The organism is Candidatus Amarobacter glycogenicus, from assembly GCF_016704105.1.
Classification (GTDB): Bacteria; Chloroflexota; Dehalococcoidia; order Tepidiformales; family Tepidiformaceae; genus Amarobacter; species Amarobacter glycogenicus.
The window spans coordinates 103,861-122,951 of the sequence record NZ_JADJAT010000022.1 but is presented as its reverse complement, the minus strand read 5'-3'; the positions used below and the strand labels follow the sequence as shown (position 1 = coordinate 122,951).

At 65.4% G+C, this 19,091-nt stretch carries 21 protein-coding genes and 1 tRNA gene; 8 read left to right on the top strand and 14 right to left on the bottom strand.

The annotated features are described in order from the left end of the window. Window positions 1-214: 214 nt before the first annotated feature. The 10 genes from IPG14_RS17965 to IPG14_RS17920 all read right to left on the bottom strand — a co-directional run bounded on the left by IPG14_RS17965 (window position 215) and on the right by IPG14_RS17920 (window position 7,315). The gene (locus IPG14_RS17965) at window positions 215-1,066 is read right to left on the bottom strand and encodes an SDR family NAD(P)-dependent oxidoreductase (protein ID WP_343385596.1); all 852 of its coding nucleotides are present in this window, start codon (window positions 1,064-1,066) and stop codon (window positions 215-217) included. A 63-nt stretch (window positions 1,067-1,129) separates the two neighbouring features. Next, entirely contained in the window at window positions 1,130-2,755 is a 1,626-nt protein-coding gene (locus tag IPG14_RS17960) for a hypothetical protein (protein ID WP_343392732.1), read from the bottom strand. Further along, window positions 2,752-3,573, bottom strand: coding sequence for a zinc ribbon domain-containing protein (locus IPG14_RS17955; RefSeq protein ID WP_343392731.1), 822 nt, complete (start codon window positions 3,571-3,573; stop codon window positions 2,752-2,754). The genes IPG14_RS17960 and IPG14_RS17955 overlap by 4 nt, the downstream gene beginning before the upstream one ends. 147 nt (window positions 3,574-3,720) lie before the next feature. Further along, window positions 3,721-3,810: transfer RNA gene (locus IPG14_RS17950), tRNA-Ser, on the bottom strand. Window positions 3,811-3,899: 89 nt separating this feature from the next. Next, window positions 3,900-4,121, bottom strand: coding sequence for a hypothetical protein (locus IPG14_RS17945; protein WP_343392730.1), 222 nt, complete (start codon window positions 4,119-4,121; stop codon window positions 3,900-3,902). Continuing rightward, window positions 4,121-4,579 (bottom strand): hypothetical protein, encoded by a 459-nt coding sequence (locus tag IPG14_RS17940; protein WP_343389378.1) that lies wholly within the window; start codon window positions 4,577-4,579, stop codon window positions 4,121-4,123. Before IPG14_RS17940 ends, IPG14_RS17945 begins: the two co-directional genes overlap by 1 nt. A 67-nt stretch (window positions 4,580-4,646) precedes the next feature. After that, window positions 4,647-4,913: a hypothetical protein gene (locus IPG14_RS17935; protein WP_343392729.1), complete on the bottom strand. Its 267-nt coding sequence runs from the start codon at window positions 4,911-4,913 to the stop codon at window positions 4,647-4,649. 11 nt (window positions 4,914-4,924) lie between these two features. Next, window positions 4,925-5,281 carry a zinc-ribbon domain containing protein gene (locus tag IPG14_RS17930; protein WP_343385602.1) on the bottom strand — a complete coding sequence of 119 codons (357 nt, stop codon included), beginning with the start codon at window positions 5,279-5,281 and terminating at the stop codon, window positions 4,925-4,927. Between the two features lie 78 nt (window positions 5,282-5,359). After that, window positions 5,360-6,694: a CehA/McbA family metallohydrolase gene (locus IPG14_RS17925; protein WP_343392728.1), complete on the bottom strand. Its 1,335-nt coding sequence runs from the start codon at window positions 6,692-6,694 to the stop codon at window positions 5,360-5,362. Window positions 6,695-6,730: 36 nt separating this feature from the next. After that, the gene (locus IPG14_RS17920; protein ID WP_343392727.1) at window positions 6,731-7,315 is read right to left on the bottom strand and encodes a GNAT family protein; all 585 of its coding nucleotides are present in this window, start codon (window positions 7,313-7,315) and stop codon (window positions 6,731-6,733) included. Between the two features lie 69 nt (window positions 7,316-7,384). On the opposite strand from IPG14_RS17920, the gene IPG14_RS17915 reads away from it, so the two are divergent. The 3 genes from IPG14_RS17915 (at window position 7,385) to IPG14_RS17905 (ending at window position 9,279) form a co-directional block, all read left to right on the top strand. Continuing rightward, the gene (locus IPG14_RS17915; RefSeq protein ID WP_343392726.1) at window positions 7,385-8,311 is read left to right on the top strand and encodes a matrixin family metalloprotease; all 927 of its coding nucleotides are present in this window, start codon (window positions 7,385-7,387) and stop codon (window positions 8,309-8,311) included. A gap of 237 nt (window positions 8,312-8,548) precedes the next feature. Continuing rightward, window positions 8,549-9,046, top strand: coding sequence for a hypothetical protein (locus IPG14_RS17910; protein ID WP_343385606.1), 498 nt, complete (start codon window positions 8,549-8,551; stop codon window positions 9,044-9,046). Continuing rightward, window positions 9,043-9,279: a hypothetical protein gene (locus IPG14_RS17905; protein ID WP_343392725.1), complete on the top strand. Its 237-nt coding sequence runs from the start codon at window positions 9,043-9,045 to the stop codon at window positions 9,277-9,279. Before IPG14_RS17910 ends, IPG14_RS17905 begins: the two co-directional genes overlap by 4 nt. A gap of 51 nt (window positions 9,280-9,330) precedes the next feature. Here the strand turns inward: IPG14_RS17905 and IPG14_RS17900 are convergent, their stop codons facing one another. Next, complete coding sequence (locus IPG14_RS17900; RefSeq protein ID WP_343385608.1) at window positions 9,331-10,164, bottom strand: GNAT family N-acetyltransferase; 834 nt, start codon at window positions 10,162-10,164, stop codon at window positions 9,331-9,333. Window positions 10,165-10,288: 124 nt separating this feature from the next. On the opposite strand from IPG14_RS17900, the gene IPG14_RS17895 reads away from it, so the two are divergent. The 3 genes from IPG14_RS17895 to IPG14_RS17885 are packed head-to-tail and all read left to right on the top strand — an operon-like array spanning window position 10,289 to window position 13,033. After that, entirely contained in the window at window positions 10,289-11,842 is a 1,554-nt protein-coding gene (locus IPG14_RS17895; RefSeq protein WP_343392724.1) for a DUF3352 domain-containing protein, read from the top strand. Next, window positions 11,793-12,290, top strand: coding sequence for a hypothetical protein (locus IPG14_RS17890; protein WP_343392723.1), 498 nt, complete (start codon window positions 11,793-11,795; stop codon window positions 12,288-12,290). Before IPG14_RS17895 ends, IPG14_RS17890 begins: the two co-directional genes overlap by 50 nt. Then, a complete protein-coding gene (locus tag IPG14_RS17885) occupies window positions 12,287-13,033 on the top strand; it encodes an SGNH/GDSL hydrolase family protein (RefSeq protein WP_343385611.1) in 747 nt (248 codons plus the stop codon). The genes IPG14_RS17890 and IPG14_RS17885 overlap by 4 nt, the downstream gene beginning before the upstream one ends. Here the strand turns inward: IPG14_RS17885 and IPG14_RS17880 are convergent. From IPG14_RS17880 to IPG14_RS17870, 3 genes are all read right to left on the bottom strand, one after another. Then, window positions 13,022-13,987, bottom strand: a complete 966-nt coding sequence (locus IPG14_RS17880; RefSeq protein ID WP_343389389.1) for a zinc-binding alcohol dehydrogenase family protein — start codon at window positions 13,985-13,987, stop codon at window positions 13,022-13,024. The two genes, IPG14_RS17885 and IPG14_RS17880, sit on opposite strands and share 12 nt — an antisense overlap. A 59-nt stretch (window positions 13,988-14,046) precedes the next feature. Further along, a complete protein-coding gene (locus IPG14_RS17875; RefSeq protein ID WP_343392722.1) occupies window positions 14,047-14,511 on the bottom strand; it encodes a cupredoxin domain-containing protein in 465 nt (154 codons plus the stop codon). A gap of 90 nt (window positions 14,512-14,601) precedes the next feature. Then, complete coding sequence (locus IPG14_RS17870) at window positions 14,602-16,311, bottom strand: cation:proton antiporter (protein WP_343392721.1); 1,710 nt, start codon at window positions 16,309-16,311, stop codon at window positions 14,602-14,604. Between the two features lie 145 nt (window positions 16,312-16,456). Between IPG14_RS17870 and IPG14_RS17865 the strand changes: the two genes are divergently transcribed. Both IPG14_RS17865 and IPG14_RS17860 read left to right on the top strand, forming a co-directional pair. Continuing rightward, complete coding sequence (locus tag IPG14_RS17865; protein ID WP_343385615.1) at window positions 16,457-17,731, top strand: LLM class flavin-dependent oxidoreductase; 1,275 nt, start codon at window positions 16,457-16,459, stop codon at window positions 17,729-17,731. 87 nt (window positions 17,732-17,818) lie between these two features. Beyond that, entirely contained in the window at window positions 17,819-19,075 is a 1,257-nt protein-coding gene (locus IPG14_RS17860; protein WP_343392720.1) for an alkyl sulfatase dimerization domain-containing protein, read from the top strand. Window positions 19,076-19,091 lie beyond the last annotated feature (16 nt).

Sequence of the window (19,091 nt, the reverse complement as noted above, 5' to 3'; positions counted from 1 at the left end):
CGCCGCGATCTCTGGATTTGTTCGCCCTTCCGACAACAACTGCAGTACCTGTCGTTGCCTGCGGCTCAGTCGCACCGCCCGAGGAGAAGTAGCTCCCAGCACGGACGCGAATGTATCAGACGACCGCGAAGGAAACCCTACCCGATTGCAGGCATAGCGATACGTCGTATCTCGGCGGCGGGGATTATGCCCCGCGAGGCTCCAGCACTCACGGTCAGAAGAGCCCGGTCGTTGGGTTCTCGCGCTTTAGCACCTGGTCGAATCGGGTCTTGATGGCTTCCTGGATGTACTCCTGCGCCGGGATGATGAAGAAGGTATCGGTCATGATGGCATCGAGGACGTGCTGCGCTATCTCCGATGGCTGGTAGCCGTTTTGGAGCATTCCTCGCATCGCTACCAGGCCCGCTTGAACCGCGGCCGGGAGCGACGCGGGATCGGTCACTTCGCCCAGCTCCGCGGGGCGGTTCCGGCCCGCATCGGCGATGTTGGTGTTAACCCAGCCGGGGCAAAGGACCGATGCGGAGAGTTTGAGGTTCAGCGTTTTGAAGTTCTTGTAAAGCCCCTCGGTGAGGCAGACCACAGCGTGCTTGGAGACGGAGTACGGGTCGGCTGCGGTGAGCAATCCCGCGACGGATGCGGTGTTCACGATGTGGCCTTCTTCGCCGTTGGCGATCATGCGCGGGACGAAGGCGCGGATGCCCCGCAGCACGCCCCAGAAGTTCACACCGAAGACCCAGTCCCAGTCTTCCTGGGGCGCTTCCCAGACGGGCTTACCAGACGTGCCGGAGACACCGGCGTTGTTGCAGACGACGTGGACGTTGCCGAACGTCCTGAAGGCGGCGTCTGCCAGCTTCTCCACGTCGCCGTCCTGGAGGACGTTGGTGCGGACCGCGAGGACCCTGGCGCCCCTGGCCTTGATAGCGGCCTCGGCCATCGCCAGCGGTTCGGCTTCGATGTCGGCGAGCACGACCGACATCCCCTCTTCGGCGAAGCGGTTCGCGAAGGCGAAACCCATGCCGCTGGCCGAACCGGTGACGACCGCGACCTTTCCTGCCAGGTCTTTCATCTCATCCCTCCGGTGCCGAATGTGGTTCGGGATGATACGAGGGAAGCTCCGAACCCGGGACGCCTACTTTCCCTTGCCCTCGAAGGCGATGTAAAACTCCGGGTCGAAATCCTCTACGTCGACCTCGCTGAACCATCCATCGACCGTCCCCGTGTTCCGGTCGAATGTGCCCTGGAACGGGAACGTTTGAACCTGCACCGGGTCGAAGGTCGTTTTCTGACACCCCTGCACCACGCTGATCGAACCGGTGAGCCGCGCCGTCCCCGTGACCGTTGCCCCCTGCAGCGTGCCATCGAGAGTGAACGAGTAGTAGTAGTCCGCAATGCACACTTCCGTTGCCCAACTGCCGAGGAAGAGCTTGTCATCGACGCGGAAAGTGGCGGTCGCGGTCCCACGGATAGCGCCGTCTTCAGCGGGCAAGTCCATCACGAACTCGCTATCAAGGATAAAGAAGGCTCCGGAGGCGATGACCGCCGGAGCCTTCGCGCCCCTCAGGACAACGCTGCCCTTCGCAACGACCGCCTTCGGCTTCCCACTATCGGCCGTTGACGGCCCGGACTCGGTCGGCCGAGCGGCCTGTCGATCCCCTTCCTCCGGCAGCGGGTCCAGGCCAGCCTGGGCGAGGTGCTCGTTGATAGCGGCGCGGACGAGTGAATCGAGGTCGATGGAATCCGCGGATTCGCCAGCGGCTTTCGCCGCTGCACGCGCCTCGACGAACCGCGCTCCGGCTTCGGCCGCGATACGGACAAGGTCCTCGTCGCTAAGCTTCACACCGCCTTTTTCCGACATCCGGTCGATCCGTTCCGCGGCGGCGCGCCCGAGGCCCGCGATGATCGCCTTTTCCGCGGTCGAGACCTTCGTCGCCTGGACGTTCGTGTTCAGTTCTTGCCAGCGCGCGTCCCTTGCGAAACGCTCAGCGTTGATCTGCACCTTGTTGCCGGTCCAGTCCTTCCAGGTGGTCTTGGCCTGTTTGAGCGCCGCTGCCACCGCGTCGATCTCGTCGCGCAGGAGCGTCCGCGCGACGTCCACCTTCTGTCCCGGCGGCTGCGAATTCATCTCGCCCAGCAGTTCATCGAGCCGTTCCGTGAGCTTCTTGTCGCGAGCGACACGCAACTGGGCGCGGCTCTCGACCAGCTGTTTCTTGAGGTCGTCGAGGCTCTGGGTGTTGTTTGGAGCGCTTCCCGAGAGGGCGTTGACGGCGGCGTTGAGCGGGCTGTCTCCGCGGAGAACTCCGCCGACGAAGCCGCCGGTGAAGCCCTGGAGTCCGACCGCTCCGGGCAGGGCCGTAGCCGCGGCGTTCTTCCACTCGCTGCCGATGGCGCGGTTGTACGCGACTCGCGTGATGTTCTTCTCCCGCTCTGTCCGCTCGGTGATCGCGCGCCGGAGTTCATCGAGTCGCTGGCGCTCGCGCTCGGCCGACTGCGCATCGAGCCAGCCGCGCTGCGCATGGAATTCGACGATCTGGTCTTTCTGCTTCGTCGCCCGGATTTCTGCGTCTCGCTGACCCTCAAGTCGCTCGTAGGTGTTTCCCCTGTGGACCGCCTGGGCGATGGTCCCGACAAACGCTCGCCCGAGAGCGGCGAAGGGGACGCCCGCCTCCGCGTCCCTGGGCGCCGGAGTGGCGGCGCCCGAGCCGGCCAACGCGGCCACCACCACGACCACCGACGCCAGCAACAGCTTCAGTTTCACGGCGTTTGCCCCCGTAGCAGGATGGTTTCGACATAGACAAGCCCGAACTCATCGAAGACCACCAGCAGCTGATCGCCCGCATAGGCGGTCAACGCCACCCCCAACTCCTCCGGCACGGTTGTCGTCGCGGCCGAAGCAGGGTCCGGGAGCATCGCCGAGACCGCTTTCCAGTCGAGTTCGCGGGCAAAGCTGGAAGGGTCGTACTGGCGCGGCAGGAGCAACACTGCCTCTTCGTCGTCTATCGGGAGGTTCGAAATCAGTTGGCCGTCGGCGAACTCGAACGCGGACAGGAGTTCGTAGTAGAACCACGTTTCGTAGCGGACGGGCTCGGGCTCGGCGCCGATGCTCTCCCACGAGATGATGAAGGCGTCCGGGATACCCATGAGGTCGCGTACCTGATCACGGTCGTTCTCTCCTGCGGGGTGAGGCAGCGAAGCGAAACGCTGATCGAGGGCGGCAACGATGGCGCGGTCGACCTTCGGTGGGGCAGCGAAGTGCAGCGTCCCGTCGTCGCTTCCGCCCAGAAAGCGCCATGCGAAGACCCCGCCGGCAGCCACCAGCACGACGAGTCCTGCAGCGAGGCCCGCCTGCAATATCCTGCGGTTGGTGGCGCCGCCGGGCATCCCGGCGGACTCCGCAAAGGGGAGCGTGCCTACCGCACTCTGGCCACATGACCCGCAGAAGACCCACTCGGCCTGTACGCGGGCGCCGCAGTTGGGGCACGCCTGGATGTCCTGTGGCGGCGCCCCGGCGCCACAGCTCCCACAGAACTTCGCGCCTTCCCTCAGCTGCTGGCCACAAGAGCTACAAGCGCTCATCCGCGCACTCCTGAGTGTCGTGGCGCGGATTATACGGAGGTTCGCAAGACGCGAAGCGCGTTCGGTTCTACGGTCGAGGCTCAGGCGGCAGGCGTAGCGGGAGGTCCTGCGGAGTGGATGCAGCCAAGCTCAGCTCAGATTCAGTACTGGCGGAGAGGGTGGGATTCGAACCCACGGCGGACTTGCGCCCGCATACGCTTTCCAGGCGTACCTGATCGGCCACTCCAGCACCTCTCCCAGGGCCGCGGACTGCCATGGTAGCAGCCCCGCAGTAGTGAGCATCCGCCGGGGACGACTGGCCGTTGTTCGCCATTCTTTGCGGAGAGCTAGCTGCGGCGGTGCTTCGTCTTCTGGTCGAAGCGGTCCCAGCCCTGCTCCATCGCTTCGCGCGCGCCCCGCCGGCCTTCGGCCAGCACGTCTTTCGCGGTATCGCCGATGCCGAAGACGATAGCCTTCGCCCAGCCCAGGATGGGGTTCTCGGCGGGCTCGTCTTCGAACGCTTCTGCTTCCGGGAGGATCGATTCTTCTTCGCGCTCGGGGTTGGTCATCACTTGCCCCGCTTCCGCGACTTGATGCGGTCACCGACGCTGCTGACAGCGCCGAGACCGGTGCGGACACCCTTGAAGACGGAGTACACGCGGATGATCGGCGATGCGACCGTCTCGCCGGCGAACTCGGTGGTGCCCTTCACGTTGTCCAGGGAGGCCTTCAGCGAATCGATAGCCGGGACCGCATTCTCTTTCATCACCTTGCGAGTCACGCTGATGAGCAAGAAGAGGGCGATGGCGACGGCGACGAAGACGATCCCTGCAAGCAACCAGAAGAGTGCCGTGAAGACGATGACGATGTCGCGCCATTCGCTCCAGCTATCCGGGCCGGTCCATGCGTCCGGGAAGGCTTCACCGGGGATGAAGTCGGTATCCCAGTACGAGAGGATCCCGTTAACGCCAAGAATGGCGAGGCCGAGGACGATCGCCGCCAACAGGACTATGCCGATGAACCGCATGCGCCTAACCCCCGGACTTAACCGTGATAATACCGGCGGAATCATGCCCTGAGCAAAGAAAGCGGTATCACGCCCAGGCGTGGAGCCGCTCTTCGAACCCCGTTCGGACGGCGCCAGCAGCCGCAGAGGCCAGGTCTCCGAAGAAGGCGATGCGGTCTTCGAGGTAAGTCCGCGCCGAATCCAGGCTCGTGACGTCGTCGCTTTCGACCGCTTCCATGAAGAGCGCGGAAGCGAGGATGCCCAGGGCGCCGGCGACGGCGGCCCGGGCATCCCGGTCGGTTTCGATGGTCTTCCCATAGATGCGCGAAAGCTGGCGGTGCCGCGTATCGCTCATGGGTGGGCGGGTTAGTGCGCGACTTCCTCGCGCGGGGGCTTAATCTTGCTGTAGCAGTTGCTGCAATACACGGGACGTTCGCCACGCGGAACGAAGGGGACTTCGGTCATCTGGCCGCATTCGGCGCAGGAAGCGGGATGCATCTGGCGCGGCGTCTTCCCGCCGAAGCTGGCGAAGTTGCCGTAGCGGACGTATCCGTCGTTCTGCTCCAGCGTGCTCTGGCTCGTGCGGCGGGCGGAGCGGCACGACTGGCAACGGGTGGGCTCGTTCATCAAGCCTTTGTTCGCGTAGAACTCTTGTTCTCCGGCGGTGAACACGAACATCGTGCCACAGTCGCGGCAGGCGATTTGTTTGTCGGCAAATGCCAAGGGGATGGGTCTCCTGTTTTCCGCACCATGCGGGTCTGCTTTCCATGGTAGCAGACAGGACAAGCATTGAAGCGGCGGTCAACGGTAGATCGGCGCGCAGAGCGCCCGCACATCCTCACGGCCGTGTCCCGCCGGGGACCGCAATTCCGCTCGCAGATAGCGCTCGAAACGCACGTCCGCCGGTAACGCGTAAGCGCCTCTACCGCGGGTCAGGTCCGCGCGATGCTTGCGTTCGCCATCGGCGATGAACTCCAGCGTCGTGCCGGCCGCTCGTTCGAAGGTCGCGGCCACGCGGCCCTCCGCGTCCTGCGCGATCGTTAGGAACGGACCCCGCGGTCCGTCGGAGATAGTCGTCCGGCCATCCGTGATGGCTCCGAGCACCGAGGCCTCGTTGAGCCCGCCGGCGCAGTAGAGCCATGTTGTCGGGTCGCCCACATGATGCGGGTGCACGGGCTCGGCGGGCGGCGCGCTGTGGGCGTCGCTCCCCCCGACGGGGACGATTCGGCGCCCGGCCGCGAGTTGCTCATCCCAGGCGTCTACCGACTCCCAGTTGTACCAGCGCCACGGCGCCTGCCACACCTCGCGCACACCGAAACCGGGGTCCGCGAGGGCCCACGGCGGGCCGACACGCTTCGGGTGGTTCATGGAGAACGGCCGCTTCCGCGATTCGACCCAGCGAAAGACCCGTTGCATCTCTTCATCGGTGGTGACGCGGAAGTCGACCCATTCACGCAAGCCCCAGACATTGGCGTGGCCGCTGTAGGTGGTCACCTCTTCGCCGGGGACGAGGAGCAACGGGGCATCCCGCCAACCGTCGATGACCGGCATGTGACTCGTGGTGTTGTGGTCAGTGATCGCCAGGTAGTCGAGTCCTCGCTTCTTCGCGAAGTGGGCCATCTCCGCAATGGAGTTCGAACCATCGGAGTGGTCTGTGTGGGAGTGGAGGTCACCGCGATACCAGCCGGGTGCTGGCGGACGGGAGAGGCGGGGGGACGAACCGGAGGGGTCGGGCGCGGTGCGGCGAGCTCGCTGGCTCGTCTCCAGGGCGATAGTGAGCGACCAGCGCAAGCCGGCTTCAGGGATCTCGTAGCCGCCGAGGACAACCGACCAGGAGCCGGCAGGGAGTGGTCCAGCAAGAAAGCCGGGAGTCGCCGACTCGCGCTCAATGAAGAAGCTCCGGCGTGCACTACCGCTCCATCCGCGGAATCCGCCGGTGAGGGGCTCCGTCCCGCGCACATCGAAAATCCCGATGTCCACGGTCGCCGGTTCCTCGGTCTCGGAAACGGGAGCGAAGTGGTAGGCCACCTCGATACGTGAGCAGCGGGGCGGCACTTCGAAGGAGACGTAGTGAAACGGGTGGCCCTGTACCGAACCGGCCCAGAACGCGCCATCGAATTCGAGCTTGCGTCGCATGGTGGAAGTAGACGGCGTGAAGCGCCGCCGGGGCAACTACCTGCCGGCCGGCTGGTCCAGGTCACCCCAGTGCTCGCCGTGCTTCGCAAAGAACTCGGCATCCGTCATCCCGAAGATGTGGACGTCCCAGAAGCGGCCATCGGTGAACTGGCCATCGCGAAGAGTCCCTTCGAGCGTCATCCCGAGATTGCGGTGCATCGACGCCGACCGCTTGTTGAAGGCATAGACCCACGCCTGGACCTTATGCATGCGGAGTTCGCCGAACATGTACCGGCAAACGAGCGTGACCGCTTCTTCGCCGTAGCCATGCCCCCAGGAGTCGCGTCCAAGCGCGATGCCGTACTCGAAGCTGAACCGGCGGGGATCCACCCGGGTGTTCAACGTACCGGCAGGCTCGCCCTCCAGCGTTTCGATGATGAGACGGAAGTTTCCCGATTCGGGTTTCTTCAACGACTCCTGGCGGGCGAATTCCCTGTGGGCTTCCTCGCCCTGGGGCGGCCACACCTGCCAGCCGTGGCGATCCGCCACGCTGTCGCTTCCCCAGCGTAAGAAATGCACCCAGTCGTCGGCTCGGACTCCCCGCAACCGCACCTTCTTGCCTTCGAACATGTTGGTGGTCATGGACGCCACTGTAGCGCAGCAGTGAAACCCCGGGTGGCGGTCCGCGCGGGCCGGTGACACACTCGGCTGGTGCGACACTTCCGGGGCGCAGCTCTCCTGGCGGCGGTGGCCGGCGGCGCGCTGGCGATAGCAGCCGTCGCGCGACCGAACCACGAGGCCAACGCTGGGGCATCGGTCGCGGTTTTCGAATACTCCCTGGAACTCGCGGTACCGGGACCGAACGGTTGGGAGTTCGGCGAGATCCACCTCTACGCCGTGGATGACGGTGGCGACATGGCGGCGCGGCAGGCGGATGGACGAGCGGCCATGCTCGCCCGCTTTCCGGGCGCGGTCGAACTCGATGAGGACAGCGCCAGCGCAGCCTTCCGACTGTTCGCGGCCCCCGTCCGGTGGCCCCAGGCCGGCGCGAGCTGGCTCTACAACCCCTCCGGGAGCACGAGCGCGATGCCCGAGAAGGCCGCCTTCGAAGCGATCACCGCCGGGGCCCAGGGTTGGGACAACGCCGGAAGTTCGGGCTTCCACTTCGACTACCTGGGAGAGACGGCGACGGCTACGGGCTGCAACGGGAATGTCAGTCAGTACGCCAAGGACGGGAAGAACGTCGTTGGCTGGGGACACATCGTTGGTGGGCACCTTGGGTATTCGTGCCACTGGCGGAGCGCCTCACTCGTCCCGGCGACGCCGTACTTCGCGATCGAAGAGATCGACATCGTGTTCGAACCGCTGTTCGCGTATTCGGCCGATTCGCTCCACGCGCTGGCGCTGCACGAATTCGGACACGCCCTCGGGCTGGACCACACCGAAGCCCCGGCCTGCCCGGGCAAAGTGATGTGCGCCGGGGCCGCAGCCATGCTCTTCACCACGCCGCAGCAAGACGACATCTTCGGAGTCATCGCGCTTTACGGCATCGCCGCGACGCCAACCCCGACGCCACAGCCCACGCCTCCCGGAAACCGGCCATACCGGGCAATCGGCCCGGCCATAGCCCGCGACTGACCGAAAAACCTTGACGTTCGCTCTGCCGCTTTCCCTCTACTGGCAGCGGAAATCCGGGCGTATATTCAGGTAGAGGTCTGGTGAACGGGGGCTCCGGTGCGTTTTCCACTTCGTCGGCAGCAGGATGCAGAGCTCGCGGCAGTGCCGGAGTCGCCTCCGCCCGCGCCCGAACCGATCCCCTTCCCCCCTTCGGCTTCGACTCCGATCGACCCTCACGCCGGTACGTGGGATGAACTGTTGCGCAGCCGTACGCGCGGCGGCGAGATCCGCATGCGCGGCCAGATGACGTCTACCGATGCCCGCGCCGAACGGCTTGTGCGCCAGGTCCGGACGGAAGTCGCAGCGCTCCAGGAGACCCTTACCGCACTCGCCCAGGAACACGATGAGATGCTCGAAGTCGACCCGGCTTCGGTCGTGAAGAACCCGGAAGCCGCCCTCACGCTGGCGCCGGCGGTCCTGGTGAGGGCAGTGATTTCAGCTGAATCCGAAAACCGCCGCCTGCGAAAGCGCGCCCGCAAGGTGCAGGAACGCCAGCGCCAGATGCAGGCGCGCCTGCAGGAACTCCAACTCGCGGAGGCTGCACGTGTAAGCCGCCTTCAGACGCTCGAAGACGTCATCGGCGCGCTCCACGACAACCTCGGTGACCTGCGCCACGAACGCGAGTTCCTCCGCCAGTGGGCGCCGCCGAAGCTTGAACGTCCCGGCGAACTCCCGGGCGGCGAGCCGCACAGGTGATTGCCCTCCCGGCCCGGGTCCACGGCGACATCGCCACCGAGATCCGGCTCGTCCGCGAGCGGGCCGTCGCCCGGGTCTCCGAAGTCGACATGCTGGTCGCCGCCCTTCGCGACCACATCAAGGACCTTCAGGCCGAACGCGACTGGCTCCGGGCGGAACTGGCGAAAGCGAACGATGCACGCGCCCTCGCCGGCGCGACCTGGCTCCACCGCGGGCAGAAACACAACCGCTGAGACTCGCCCGCCCCGCCGGGTTCTGTCCCGGGTCTGCGCGGTCAGCTCCAACTAGTCCAGCTGTTCGTCGTACTCGCCGGACCTTGGGGTGAAGAACACCCGCTTCCAGCCCGAGCCGTCCAACACCCAGTAGCGATCTTCGAGGGCCTTCCGGGAGCCGGCCAGCACCGGCGACGCTTCCATTTCCGCACTGTGGAATCCGTTGGTTTCGGCGTACTCCGCCGCCCGCTGGACCATCCACGCCTCGATCCCTCGGCCACGGTAGCCAGCGAGGATCACCGGAACGCTGACCCTCGCAACACCGTGGCCCATACCCGCCGCCTGGATCACCCCAACCACCTTTTCGCCGTCCGATGCGACGAACCAGCCTGGCCGTGCGCCCTGTTCGAACACCCACGGGTCTTCACCGAGCAACCCGCCGATGGCCTCCGCATCGCTCCGCCGCTGCTCGCGCACCGTCAGCAGCGGCAGCCGCCGTTCGAGCAGCAGCTCTGCGTCGCCGGCTTCGCTCCTCCCGCGGCCAATTGCCAGGTAGCCGAGGCGGGCAAAGTAGTCCTCCAGCAACCGCCAGTCTTCGCAGCGCGTCCGTACCAGCCGGATACCCCGGTCCTGGCAACCGCGTTCCACTGCGCGGACGAGCTGCGCCCCGGCCCAGGGACGACCGGAAACCAGCAGGTCGAACCAGCCGATGCCCTCCTCATCACGGAATCGGACCGCGCCGATCAGCCGCCCTCCGGATTCCGCCGCGAGGAAGGCGTGGCCGGTCTGCACCAACCGCTCGAACTGACCCGGCGTCTCCGGCGCCCCCGGGAGCCGTGAGGCGCCGTAGAGCCGCGCGATTGCCGAGGCGTCGTCGCTGCCGGCGAGCCGGAAGGTGTAGTCCATAAGAGGGGCAGTCTACGGCAGACGCGCACGCACCCGGCAGTCGCCGCGCTGTGAGACCTTCCTCATGCGCCGTAAGCGATCTGCCGCCGATAGTTACAACGTAACGGAACGCAGGGGGAAGACCGTGCCTTCAAGAACTCTGGGCCTGGCCGTCACGGCCGGTCTCGTCGCTGTAGCCGCGCTCGTGGGTGGCGCGATCCTTTTCACCTCCAGCCGTGCGAGTGAAGTGAACCTCACTACTGCCAGCCTGGTGCCGGAAGACGCGGGCATCTACTTCGCTCTCAACACCGACCTGAGCTCCAGCGAATGGGTCAACACATTCCGGCTCGTGGAACGCCTCGGACAGGACGACCCGGAGGAGGCCCTCAAGGACGGCGTCGACGATGCCGGCGTCGATTGGGAGGACGAGGTCGCGCCGTTCCTCGGTGGAAACGCCGCGATTTTCGTCCGCGGGATCTCCATTGAAGACATCTCCGCCCAGGGTGCGGTGATCGTCCGCTGCAAGGACGCGAAGGCAGCACTCGAGGTCATCGACGACCAGGTGGGACTCGGCGACGACGCCGAGCATGGAGAGATCGAGTACTTCGAGACGTTCGGGGGTTTCGTGGCCATCATCGGCGACCACCTCGTCATCGCGTTCGACGAAGACAGCATGGAAGCGGTAATTGACGTCCACAACGGCAAGATCAAGTCACTCTCGAGCCGGGACGACTTCCAGCGGCTGCGCGACGAGCTCACCGGCAACTTCCTCGGCTTCGTCTACCTGAGCGCGGACAGCCTTGCCGGCGATTTCTTCCTGGACGACCCGGATGTGAAAGACGCCCTTGAGCGTTCGGGGGCGGGCGACCTCGTCTTCGAGCCCGCGGCATGGGTCATCGGCGCGAAAGCGGACGGCTTCGAATTCCAGGCGGCGTCCCTGGGGAAGGGTGGCCCGGTATCGCCAATGCTCGTCCCCCGCGAGTCCCGGCTCGTCCGCTACGTCCCCGCCGATGCGGCAATCTACTTGAGCACCACGGACATCGCGGGTACCTGGGACAAGGTGATGACCTCGGCCCGGCCGGAGATCGACCGGGCGATCCGCAGCGAAGGCGACTATGACAGTCTCGACGACGCGCTTCGCGAGGCGGGACGCGAAATTGGTATCCAGTCGATCGAGGACCTCATCGAACTGTTGAACGGCGAGACCTCGTTCGCCTTCTGGTTCCCAAAGGGCAGCGAGGAGGACGCCGAGGGCGTGATGCTCGCCGAGGTCGACCAGGGACGGGCGGAAGCGCTCCTCAAGCAGATCTCGGCGACGTCTGCCTGGGGCACGCCCCAGACGAAGAAGGTGAACGGCAAGGACATGACCTGGTTCAAGGACCAGGACGGCGACGAAACCGCGTACGCCTTCCTTGATGGGAACCTCGTGCTGGGGACCCGGGCCGGCGTCGAGAAGGTGCTCGGGAACAACGAGCCGCCGCTCTCAAGCCTGAACCGCTACAACCGGACGGTGGAGCAGATGCCAAGCAAGCTCGGCTCCTACGGCTACTTCGACCTTTCGAAACTCCTTCGCCTCGCCGAGGGCGGGATCCCTGCCGACCTCGATGAGGTGGAACGCGCACTTTCGGGGCTTATCATCAATGTCGTTGATGAACGCGGCATCGTCCGTCTCTCAGGCATCCTCACCATCGAGGAGTAGGCAGACGCGTGGCTGGCGGCGCTTCGCGTCGTCGCTGCGGTACGGCGCCGGGCCGCTTGCGCTGGTGGGCTTCTTCCTGCCCTGGGCGACCGGGCCAGGCGCCCTCAGCGCGACCGAGTTCAGCGGGTTCACGCTGGTCGGGTTCGCCGGCCGTCTCCAGGCGCTCGACCTTTCGGTGGCGGCGGGAGGTGCGGTCTGGGCGGTGCGGTTCGCGATCCTCGGAGTCGCGGTTGCGGGCGCGTGGCAGACCCTCCTGGCGCCTCGCCACCGCGCGCATCCCGGCTACCCGCTCAGCGGCTGGTACCTTGCGATAGCTGCCGTAACTTGCCTCACAATCGGCCTGGCACGGAGCGGCATCACTACGCCCCCGGCGGGGATCGCCTGCATTGCGGCCGCGGGCCTCTGCTTCGCTCTTGGACGGACCGCCGGGGGCGCAACGCCCTCGTGAAGGTCCTTCGCTACGGGATCAGCGACGATGAATTCGGCGAACTGCCAGCGGAACAGCGTTCCTGGCATCTCGCCGCCAGGCGTCTCGAGGAACTGACCGGGCAACCCTGGGAGACCGTCATCAAGCGGTCCTGGCCAGGGAGTGCCTGGAGCGAGGAAGTGGAGCGGGACATCGCGGAGGAGCGGCCCGACATGGTGGCCCTACTCTGCGTCGCCTTCTGGGTGTCCTATCCCTCGGCGCCGCTGAAGGTGCATCGCAGCCGTCTGCCGGGGACCCATCAACTGGCGCGGTTCGGCTTCTGGGCTGCCTCGAAGCCGCTCCTCGGGGACCGGTGGTTCTTCCATGCAGCGCGCCGGCTTGTGAACCGGGAGGCGACCGCCGCGTTTTTCTTCGAACCGGAAGTTGCCCTCGCCCGTGTCGAGCAGGTCATCCGGGTGGTGCTCCGCCACGAAGATATTGCGCTCGCCGTCCGCGGACCGCTCCCGCTGAGCATCGCCGGATCCGGCCACTTCCGGGCCATCTGCGAAGCCCGGCGTGCAGCGCTCGACCAGGGTCTCGCCGAGCTCTGCCGGTCGCTGCACGTGGAGTACATGGGGTTCGACGCCGCGGCCGCTCACCCGAAGGATGAACTGCTTGGCGACCGCATCCACGTCAATGCCAGGGGCCACACCCGTCGCGCGGGCCAAGAGTTCGACGTCATGGCCCGCGCCTGGAAGTCACACCACCCCGGCTCAGGGAATTAGAAGGACTCGGCCGAACGCTCCCCGGCCTTCGATGTATTCGTGGGCGCCCCGCGCGTCACTGAGCGGGAAAGTGCGGTCGATGACGACAGTGAGTTCGCCCCTGGCGATATCGGCCAGCAGCCCTTCGATCATCTTGCGGCAACGGTCCGCGTTCACGGACATCTCCGCTCCCAGGTAGACGCCGGTGACACTCGCGTTCTTCTGGCCGAGCCCGCCAAGGTTCGCCGGGCCCTCGCGGCCGGCGTTGCCCACCCAGCTGATTCGTCCGCGATAAGCGAGTGCCGCAACACTCCCCTCGAGGGTCTTACCGCCCACCGAGTCAACGATCAGGTTGGCGCCGCGGCCAGCGGTCAGTTCCATCGTCCGCGCGACGAAATCCTCGGTCCGGTAGTTAATCCCGTGGTCCAGGCCGAATGACTTCAATCGTTCGAGCTTGTCGTCACTGGAAGCGGTGGCAAGCACGGTCGCTCCCGCACGCTTCGCAAGTTGGATAGCGGCGAGGCCGACCCCGCCTCCACCGGCCTGGACGAGCACAGTCTCGCCGGGTTGCAGGTGGCCGAATTCGAAGAGGCAATCCGCGGCGGTGCCGAACTCGATAGGCACTCCTGCCGCTGATTCGAAGCTGAGCGACGCCGGAAGGAGGTACGTCGACCCCGCGGGCACCGAGGCGAGTTCGGCATGCGATCCGAATGCCATTGTTGCGACAACGCGGTCGCCGACGTGGCGATCAGTTACGCGGTCGCCGACCTGCTTGATGATCCCCGAAGCCTGGTAGCCGACGACGTGCGGCCTGGAGGCCATCATGCCGCCAAGGCGATTGAGGGTGTCGCCACCCTGGATGCCGATCGCCTTGATTTCGACGATGACGCCCCCGGGGCGGCAATCGGGGTCGGGCAGGTCCTCGTATCGGAAGACCGAAGGGGCTCCCGTTTCAGAATAGACAGCGGCTTTCATGGTGGAACTCCCGGCAGGTTAGTGACCGCCAAGTGTATCCAATCCGGGCCGCCGGCCCGTTATTTCACTTCGAACTTCGTGTGCATCCCAAGAGAGTAGTGGTCTTCTGTCTTCCCGTTCTCCTTTTCCACGATGAGACAGGCGAGTTCGTAGTTGCCCTTCTCAAGCCGGATCGACATCGATTCGACGTGGTTCTTCTGGAGGCCTTCGACTTCGCCAATCTCTTTCCCGTCCTTGAGGAGGACGAGCTCATGAGTCTCAGTGCCGCTGTTGTCGGCGATGAAGCGGACGACGCCAGCGTTCACGACGGTCTTGCTCGGCGCGATGCTCCACTCCTTGAGCACGACGGAGACGGTGGTGTCCGGCGGACCCGGGTCGACGGTGGGCGTCCCAGACTCCGTGGACGAAGACGCCTCCGGGTCGGCGCCTGCAGCAACGTCGCTGTCCTCGTCGTCGGAACAGCCCGTGAAAACGGGGAGCGCGACGAGCAAGCCAACAAGGAAGACTGAGACACGGCTGGGCATGTATCGCCTGACAACAATCATTAGTTCTACCTAATATCTGAAGTGTGTCTTATCATCTTCCTGTAGGAAGCCTGCGTCAATTCCCTATGTTCAGACGTGACCGGCAGATTCGTAGTGAACGTCGCGCATCGCCTGGCTGAGCTGGAGCGCCTTTTCGGGCGCGCTGCCAATGGCGATCAATGCCTGGCGCATGAGTTCGAGCCCGCCTTCGTACTCCGGAACGACGACCTCACTCGCTCCGAGTACCCGGAAAGTAGCAATCTCGCCGCCGCTGCGCGCGCGGACGAGTATGGGTACGACCGCACTGCGTTCCCGCGCGGCAGCCGTCGCCACGAGTGCCGTGCTCTCATCCGGGACGGCGACCACCACCGCGATTGCGGTGGGCACATGCACACGGTCCAGGACCTCGTGCCGGCCGGCGTCTCCCCACGTCGCTGCGATCCCAGCCGCCGCCAGCTGGCGGACCCGGTTGAGGTCCGATTCGACCACGGCAAACGGGACTTCAATCTGCGCGAGCGCATGCCCGACGAGTTCACCGACTCGACCGTAGCCGATGATCACGACGTGGCCGTCACGGGGGAGTGGCGGTTCCGGAACCTCTCCCTGGCGGTCGATCAATTGCCAGAGCAGAGGGACCTTTCGCAGCACCCGTTCGAGTCGCGGCAGAGAAGCGAAGGCCAAAGGGTTGAGAGAGATAGAGACGACCGCGGCCGCGAGGACCACGTTGTAGGTTGCCGAGTCCATGAGGCCGAGTTCGAGGCTCTCATCAGCGATGATGAACGAGAACTCGCCGAGCTGGGCAAGACCAGCCCCCACAGTCAGGGCGGTGCGGCCGGAGTAGGGGAACGCCGCGGCGGTGAGGAAGGCGATCGCCGCGTTGGCGAAGAGCACGACAGCGGTGACCGCCACGAAGAGCCCCAAGTTGGCGGCGACAATTCCGGGGTCGAGCAACATGCCAACAGAGACGAAGAACAGGACGGCGAAGGCGTCACGCAAGGGGACGATATCGGCGGCGACCTGGTGGCTCGTCTCCGTTTCGGAAACCACGACACCGGCGATGAATGCGCCAAGGGCGACGGACAATCCGAAGGCGGCGGCGCTGGTGGCGATGCCGAGGGCGCCGGCCACGAACGCGAGAATGAAAAGCTCCCGGCTGCCAGTCCGAGCGATCACAGACAGCAGCCGCGGCACGAGCCGGGCACCAACGAGAAGCATCACTGCGACGAAGACGCCGGCTCGGAGGATGGCGATGGCGATCTTCCGCGGAACGTCGCCGTCCTGGCCCGGTTCGAGCGTTGGAAGGATGGCGAGCACCAGGACAGTGATGATGTCCTGTGCCACCAGCCACCCGACGACAACGCGCCCGTGGACGGACTGCAGCAGGCCCCGGTCCTCCAGCGTGCGAATGAGGACGACGGTGCTGGCGATGCTCATGGCGAGCCCGAGCACCAGCGCCTCACGCCCTCCGAGGCCGAAGGCGAGGCCGACGCCGGCGCCGGCCGCCGTCGCCAGCGTCACCTGGATGATCGCCCCCGGGACGGCGATGGCTCGGACGCTCAGCAGGTCTCGCACGTTGAAATGCAGACCGACACCGAACATGAGGAAAATGACCCCAAGTTCAGCGAGTTCGCGGATGGAGCGGAGGTCGGCATCGTAGCCAGGCGTGAAGGGGGAAATGACCACGCCGGCTGCAAGATAGCCAACGATCGGTGAGAGGCCTGCGAACCGGGCGAGGACGCCGCCGGCGAGCGCAAGCCCCAGGGCGATCGCGACGGAAGTGAGCAGTTGGAACTCTTCCACGAGACCAGATCGTATCAGGTGGCCTCTCGAACCAACCTGATAAGGCTAGGCTTACGACGCCTATTGGTTTCGGCTATACTCCCGGCCACCTCCGGTTGAGGTGAAACGCCTCGCCCGGGACTGACCACACTCAGGGGGCCGCACCTTGAAATTCCACTGGTTCCATCTCATGCCCTGGCCAGACCTGCCGGATGACTTCCAGAAGAAGCACCGTTCAGTCTGGGTCGATGTCGACTACAACCTCTTCGACGCGGAACGCTGCAACGCGCTCTACCACGAATACCTCGATGAGCTTGAGTTCGCCGAAAAAGTGGGCTTCGATGGCATCTGCGTCAACGAGCACCATTCGAATGCCTATGGCCTGATGCCCAGTCCGAACATCATGGCGGCGACGCTGACACGCCGGACGAACCGGGCGGCGATCGTCGTGATGGGCAACTCGATCGCACTTTACAACCCTCCCCTGCGCGTGGCTGAAGAGTTCGCGATGCTGGATGTGCTGAGCGGCGGACGGCTCGTCGCGGGATTCCCGGTGGGTACGAGCATGGACACGAACTACGCCTACGGAGTCCCCGGAGCTCAGCTCCGCGACCGCTACTACGAAGCACACGACCTGATCATGCAGGCGTGGCACGAAAAGGGCGTGACGCACTTCAACGGGAAGTACAACCAGGTCCGCTATATGAACCCCTGGCCGCGGCCGATCCAGCAGCCGAACCCCCCGGTCTGGATCCCGGGCGGCGGTTCGATCGAGACGTGGGAGTGGTGCGCCGACATGGGCTACCTCTATTCCTATCTCTCGTATTCCGGCTACAAACGCGCCCAGACCATCATGGACGGCTTCTGGAAGCGGATGACCGACAAGGGAATCGAACCGAACCCGTATCACGCCGGTTTCGCCCAGACCGTCTGCGTCGCCGAAACCGAAGCCGAGGCCAAGGAGCTCTACTGGCCGCACATCGACTACTTCTACAACCGTTGCCTGCATGTCTATCCCGGTTTCGCCGACGCTCCCGGATACCGCACGCTCCGGACGGTGAAGGCGGGGATCAAGAGCCAATTCGAGCAGGCTCAGCAGAATGCCAAGGCGCGCCTGACGTGGGAGGGGCTCGTCGAACAGGGTTACGTGGTCGCCGGCCCGCCAGACAAGGTGGTCGCGAAGCTCAACGAGCTCTCCGACAACCTCCGCGTGGGGCACTTGATGGTCCTGCTCCAGATGGGCTCGATGCCGCGCGATGTCGCGATGTACAACACCCAGATGTTCGCGGAACGGGTGATGCCGCACCTCAAGGACAAGTTCAACGACTTCGAAGACAGGTGGTATCCGAAGATGATGCCGGCGCCCGAACGTGCCGTGCCGATTGTCCAGGAGAAGGACCAGGCCCGCGTGGCAGTGGCCGTCGGCGGCGGCGGGCAGTAGCCCGCGGTTGGCGGTTGGCCGCCGGGTGTGAGTAGGATGGGGCGTCCCGCGAGGGGCGCCCCATCTTGTTGTCCGGTGGAGGTCCCCATGGAGTCCGTCCGAGAACTTGCCGAACGCACATGGAGCGGTGCGGATCGCGCCGCAATCATAGACCCCTTCGGCCGGCCAGGGAGAATCTACGAGGTAACCCCCGGGATCGCCCTTGTGAGCGGATTCGGCCTTTCTATCGGCATCCAGACCGGAGATGGACTCGTCGTCGTCGACACCAGCGGCCGGAACCACGGCGAAACGGTCGTCGCCGCGATGCGCGAATGGGACCAATCACCAGTGCGGAACGTGGTATACACGCACGGGCATTTCGACCACGTGGGTGGCATGGGCGCCTACGATGCCGATGCGCTCCAGCGAGGGTACCCGCGGCCCCACGTCTTCGCCCACGAGAACCTGCCGCTACGCCTGGAACGGTACGCGCAGACGGCCGGCTACAACGCGACGGTCAACGCGCGCCAGTTCCTCTCGCGGCCGGTGGCGCCCCCGCAAATGGTGGAGAACTTCGCGAGCGCACGCATGCCCGATGAGACCTACCGGGATTCGCATGCGTTCGAACAGGGCGGCGTACGCTTCGAATTGCGACACGGGAAGGGCGAAACCGACGACCACACGTGGGTGCGGATCCCCTCCATGAAGGTGATCTGCGCCGGGGACTTTTTCATCTGGCGCTGCCCGAACGCCGGCAACCCGCAGAAGGTCCAGCGCTACCCTGCCGAATGGGCCGTCGCTCTCCGGGAGATGGCTGCCGTCGGAGCGGAAATCTTCATCCCGAGCCACGGCACGCCGATTTACGGAAACGCGCGGATCGTGCAGGCGCTTGGCGAAACGGCCGAGTTGCTGGAGTCGCTGGTCGAACAGAGCCTTGCGCTCATCAACCGCGGCGTCCGGCTCGATGAGGTGATCCATAGCGTGAAGGCGCCGGAACACTTGCTCGCGCGCCCATACCTCTGGCCGCTCTATGACGAGCCGGAGTTCATCGTCCGGAATATCTGGCGCCTCTATGCGGGCTGGTACGACGGCAACCCGGCGAACCTTAAGCCTGCACCCGAGGCCGCGGTTGCCCGGGAACTGGCAGAGCTTTCCGGCGGGCCAGCGCGGCTTGCCTCGCGCGCATCGGAGTTGGCCGCAGCAGGCGATCTGAAGCTCGCCTGCCACGTCGCCGAACTGGCGGCACTCGCGGCGCCGGACGACGCGGCGATCCACGAAACGCGGGCCAGCATCCTCCGGGCGCGAGCGGCCAGCGAAGATTCGCTGATGGCTCGCGGCATCTTCAACGCGGCCGCGGCAGAATAGTCATCCCTAACCCCCA

Bases quoted from the DNA above. Each gene is read 5' to 3' on its own strand.
- IPG14_RS17920 (WP_343392727.1), bottom strand. From the start codon at position 7,315: ATGACCACCAACATGTTCGAAGGCAAGAAGGTGCGGTTGCGGGGAGTC.
- IPG14_RS17890 (WP_343392723.1), top strand. From the start codon at position 11,793: ATGAACGCGGCATCGTCCGTCTCTCAGGCATCCTCACCATCGAGGAGT.
- IPG14_RS17945 (WP_343392730.1), bottom strand. From the start codon at position 4,121: ATGACCAACCCCGAGCGCGAAGAAGAATCGATCCTCCCGGAAGCAGAA.
- IPG14_RS17880 (WP_343389389.1), bottom strand. From the start codon at position 13,987: ATGAAAGCCGCTGTCTATTCTGAAACGGGAGCCCCTTCGGTCTTCCGA.
- IPG14_RS17900 (WP_343385608.1), bottom strand. From the start codon at position 10,164: ATGGACTACACCTTCCGGCTCGCCGGCAGCGACGACGCCTCGGCAATC.
- IPG14_RS17860 (WP_343392720.1), top strand. From the start codon at position 17,819: ATGGAGTCCGTCCGAGAACTTGCCGAACGCACATGGAGCGGTGCGGAT.
- IPG14_RS17940 (WP_343389378.1), bottom strand. From the start codon at position 4,579: ATGCGGTTCATCGGCATAGTCCTGTTGGCGGCGATCGTCCTCGGCCTC.
- IPG14_RS17925 (WP_343392728.1), bottom strand. From the start codon at position 6,694: ATGCGACGCAAGCTCGAATTCGATGGCGCGTTCTGGGCCGGTTCGGTA.
- IPG14_RS17935 (WP_343392729.1), bottom strand. From the start codon at position 4,913: ATGAGCGATACGCGGCACCGCCAGCTTTCGCGCATCTATGGGAAGACC.
- IPG14_RS17955 (WP_343392731.1), bottom strand. From the start codon at position 3,573: ATGAGCGCTTGTAGCTCTTGTGGCCAGCAGCTGAGGGAAGGCGCGAAG.
- IPG14_RS17965 (WP_343385596.1), bottom strand. From the start codon at position 1,066: ATGAAAGACCTGGCAGGAAAGGTCGCGGTCGTCACCGGTTCGGCCAGC.
- IPG14_RS17875 (WP_343392722.1), bottom strand. From the start codon at position 14,511: ATGCCCAGCCGTGTCTCAGTCTTCCTTGTTGGCTTGCTCGTCGCGCTC.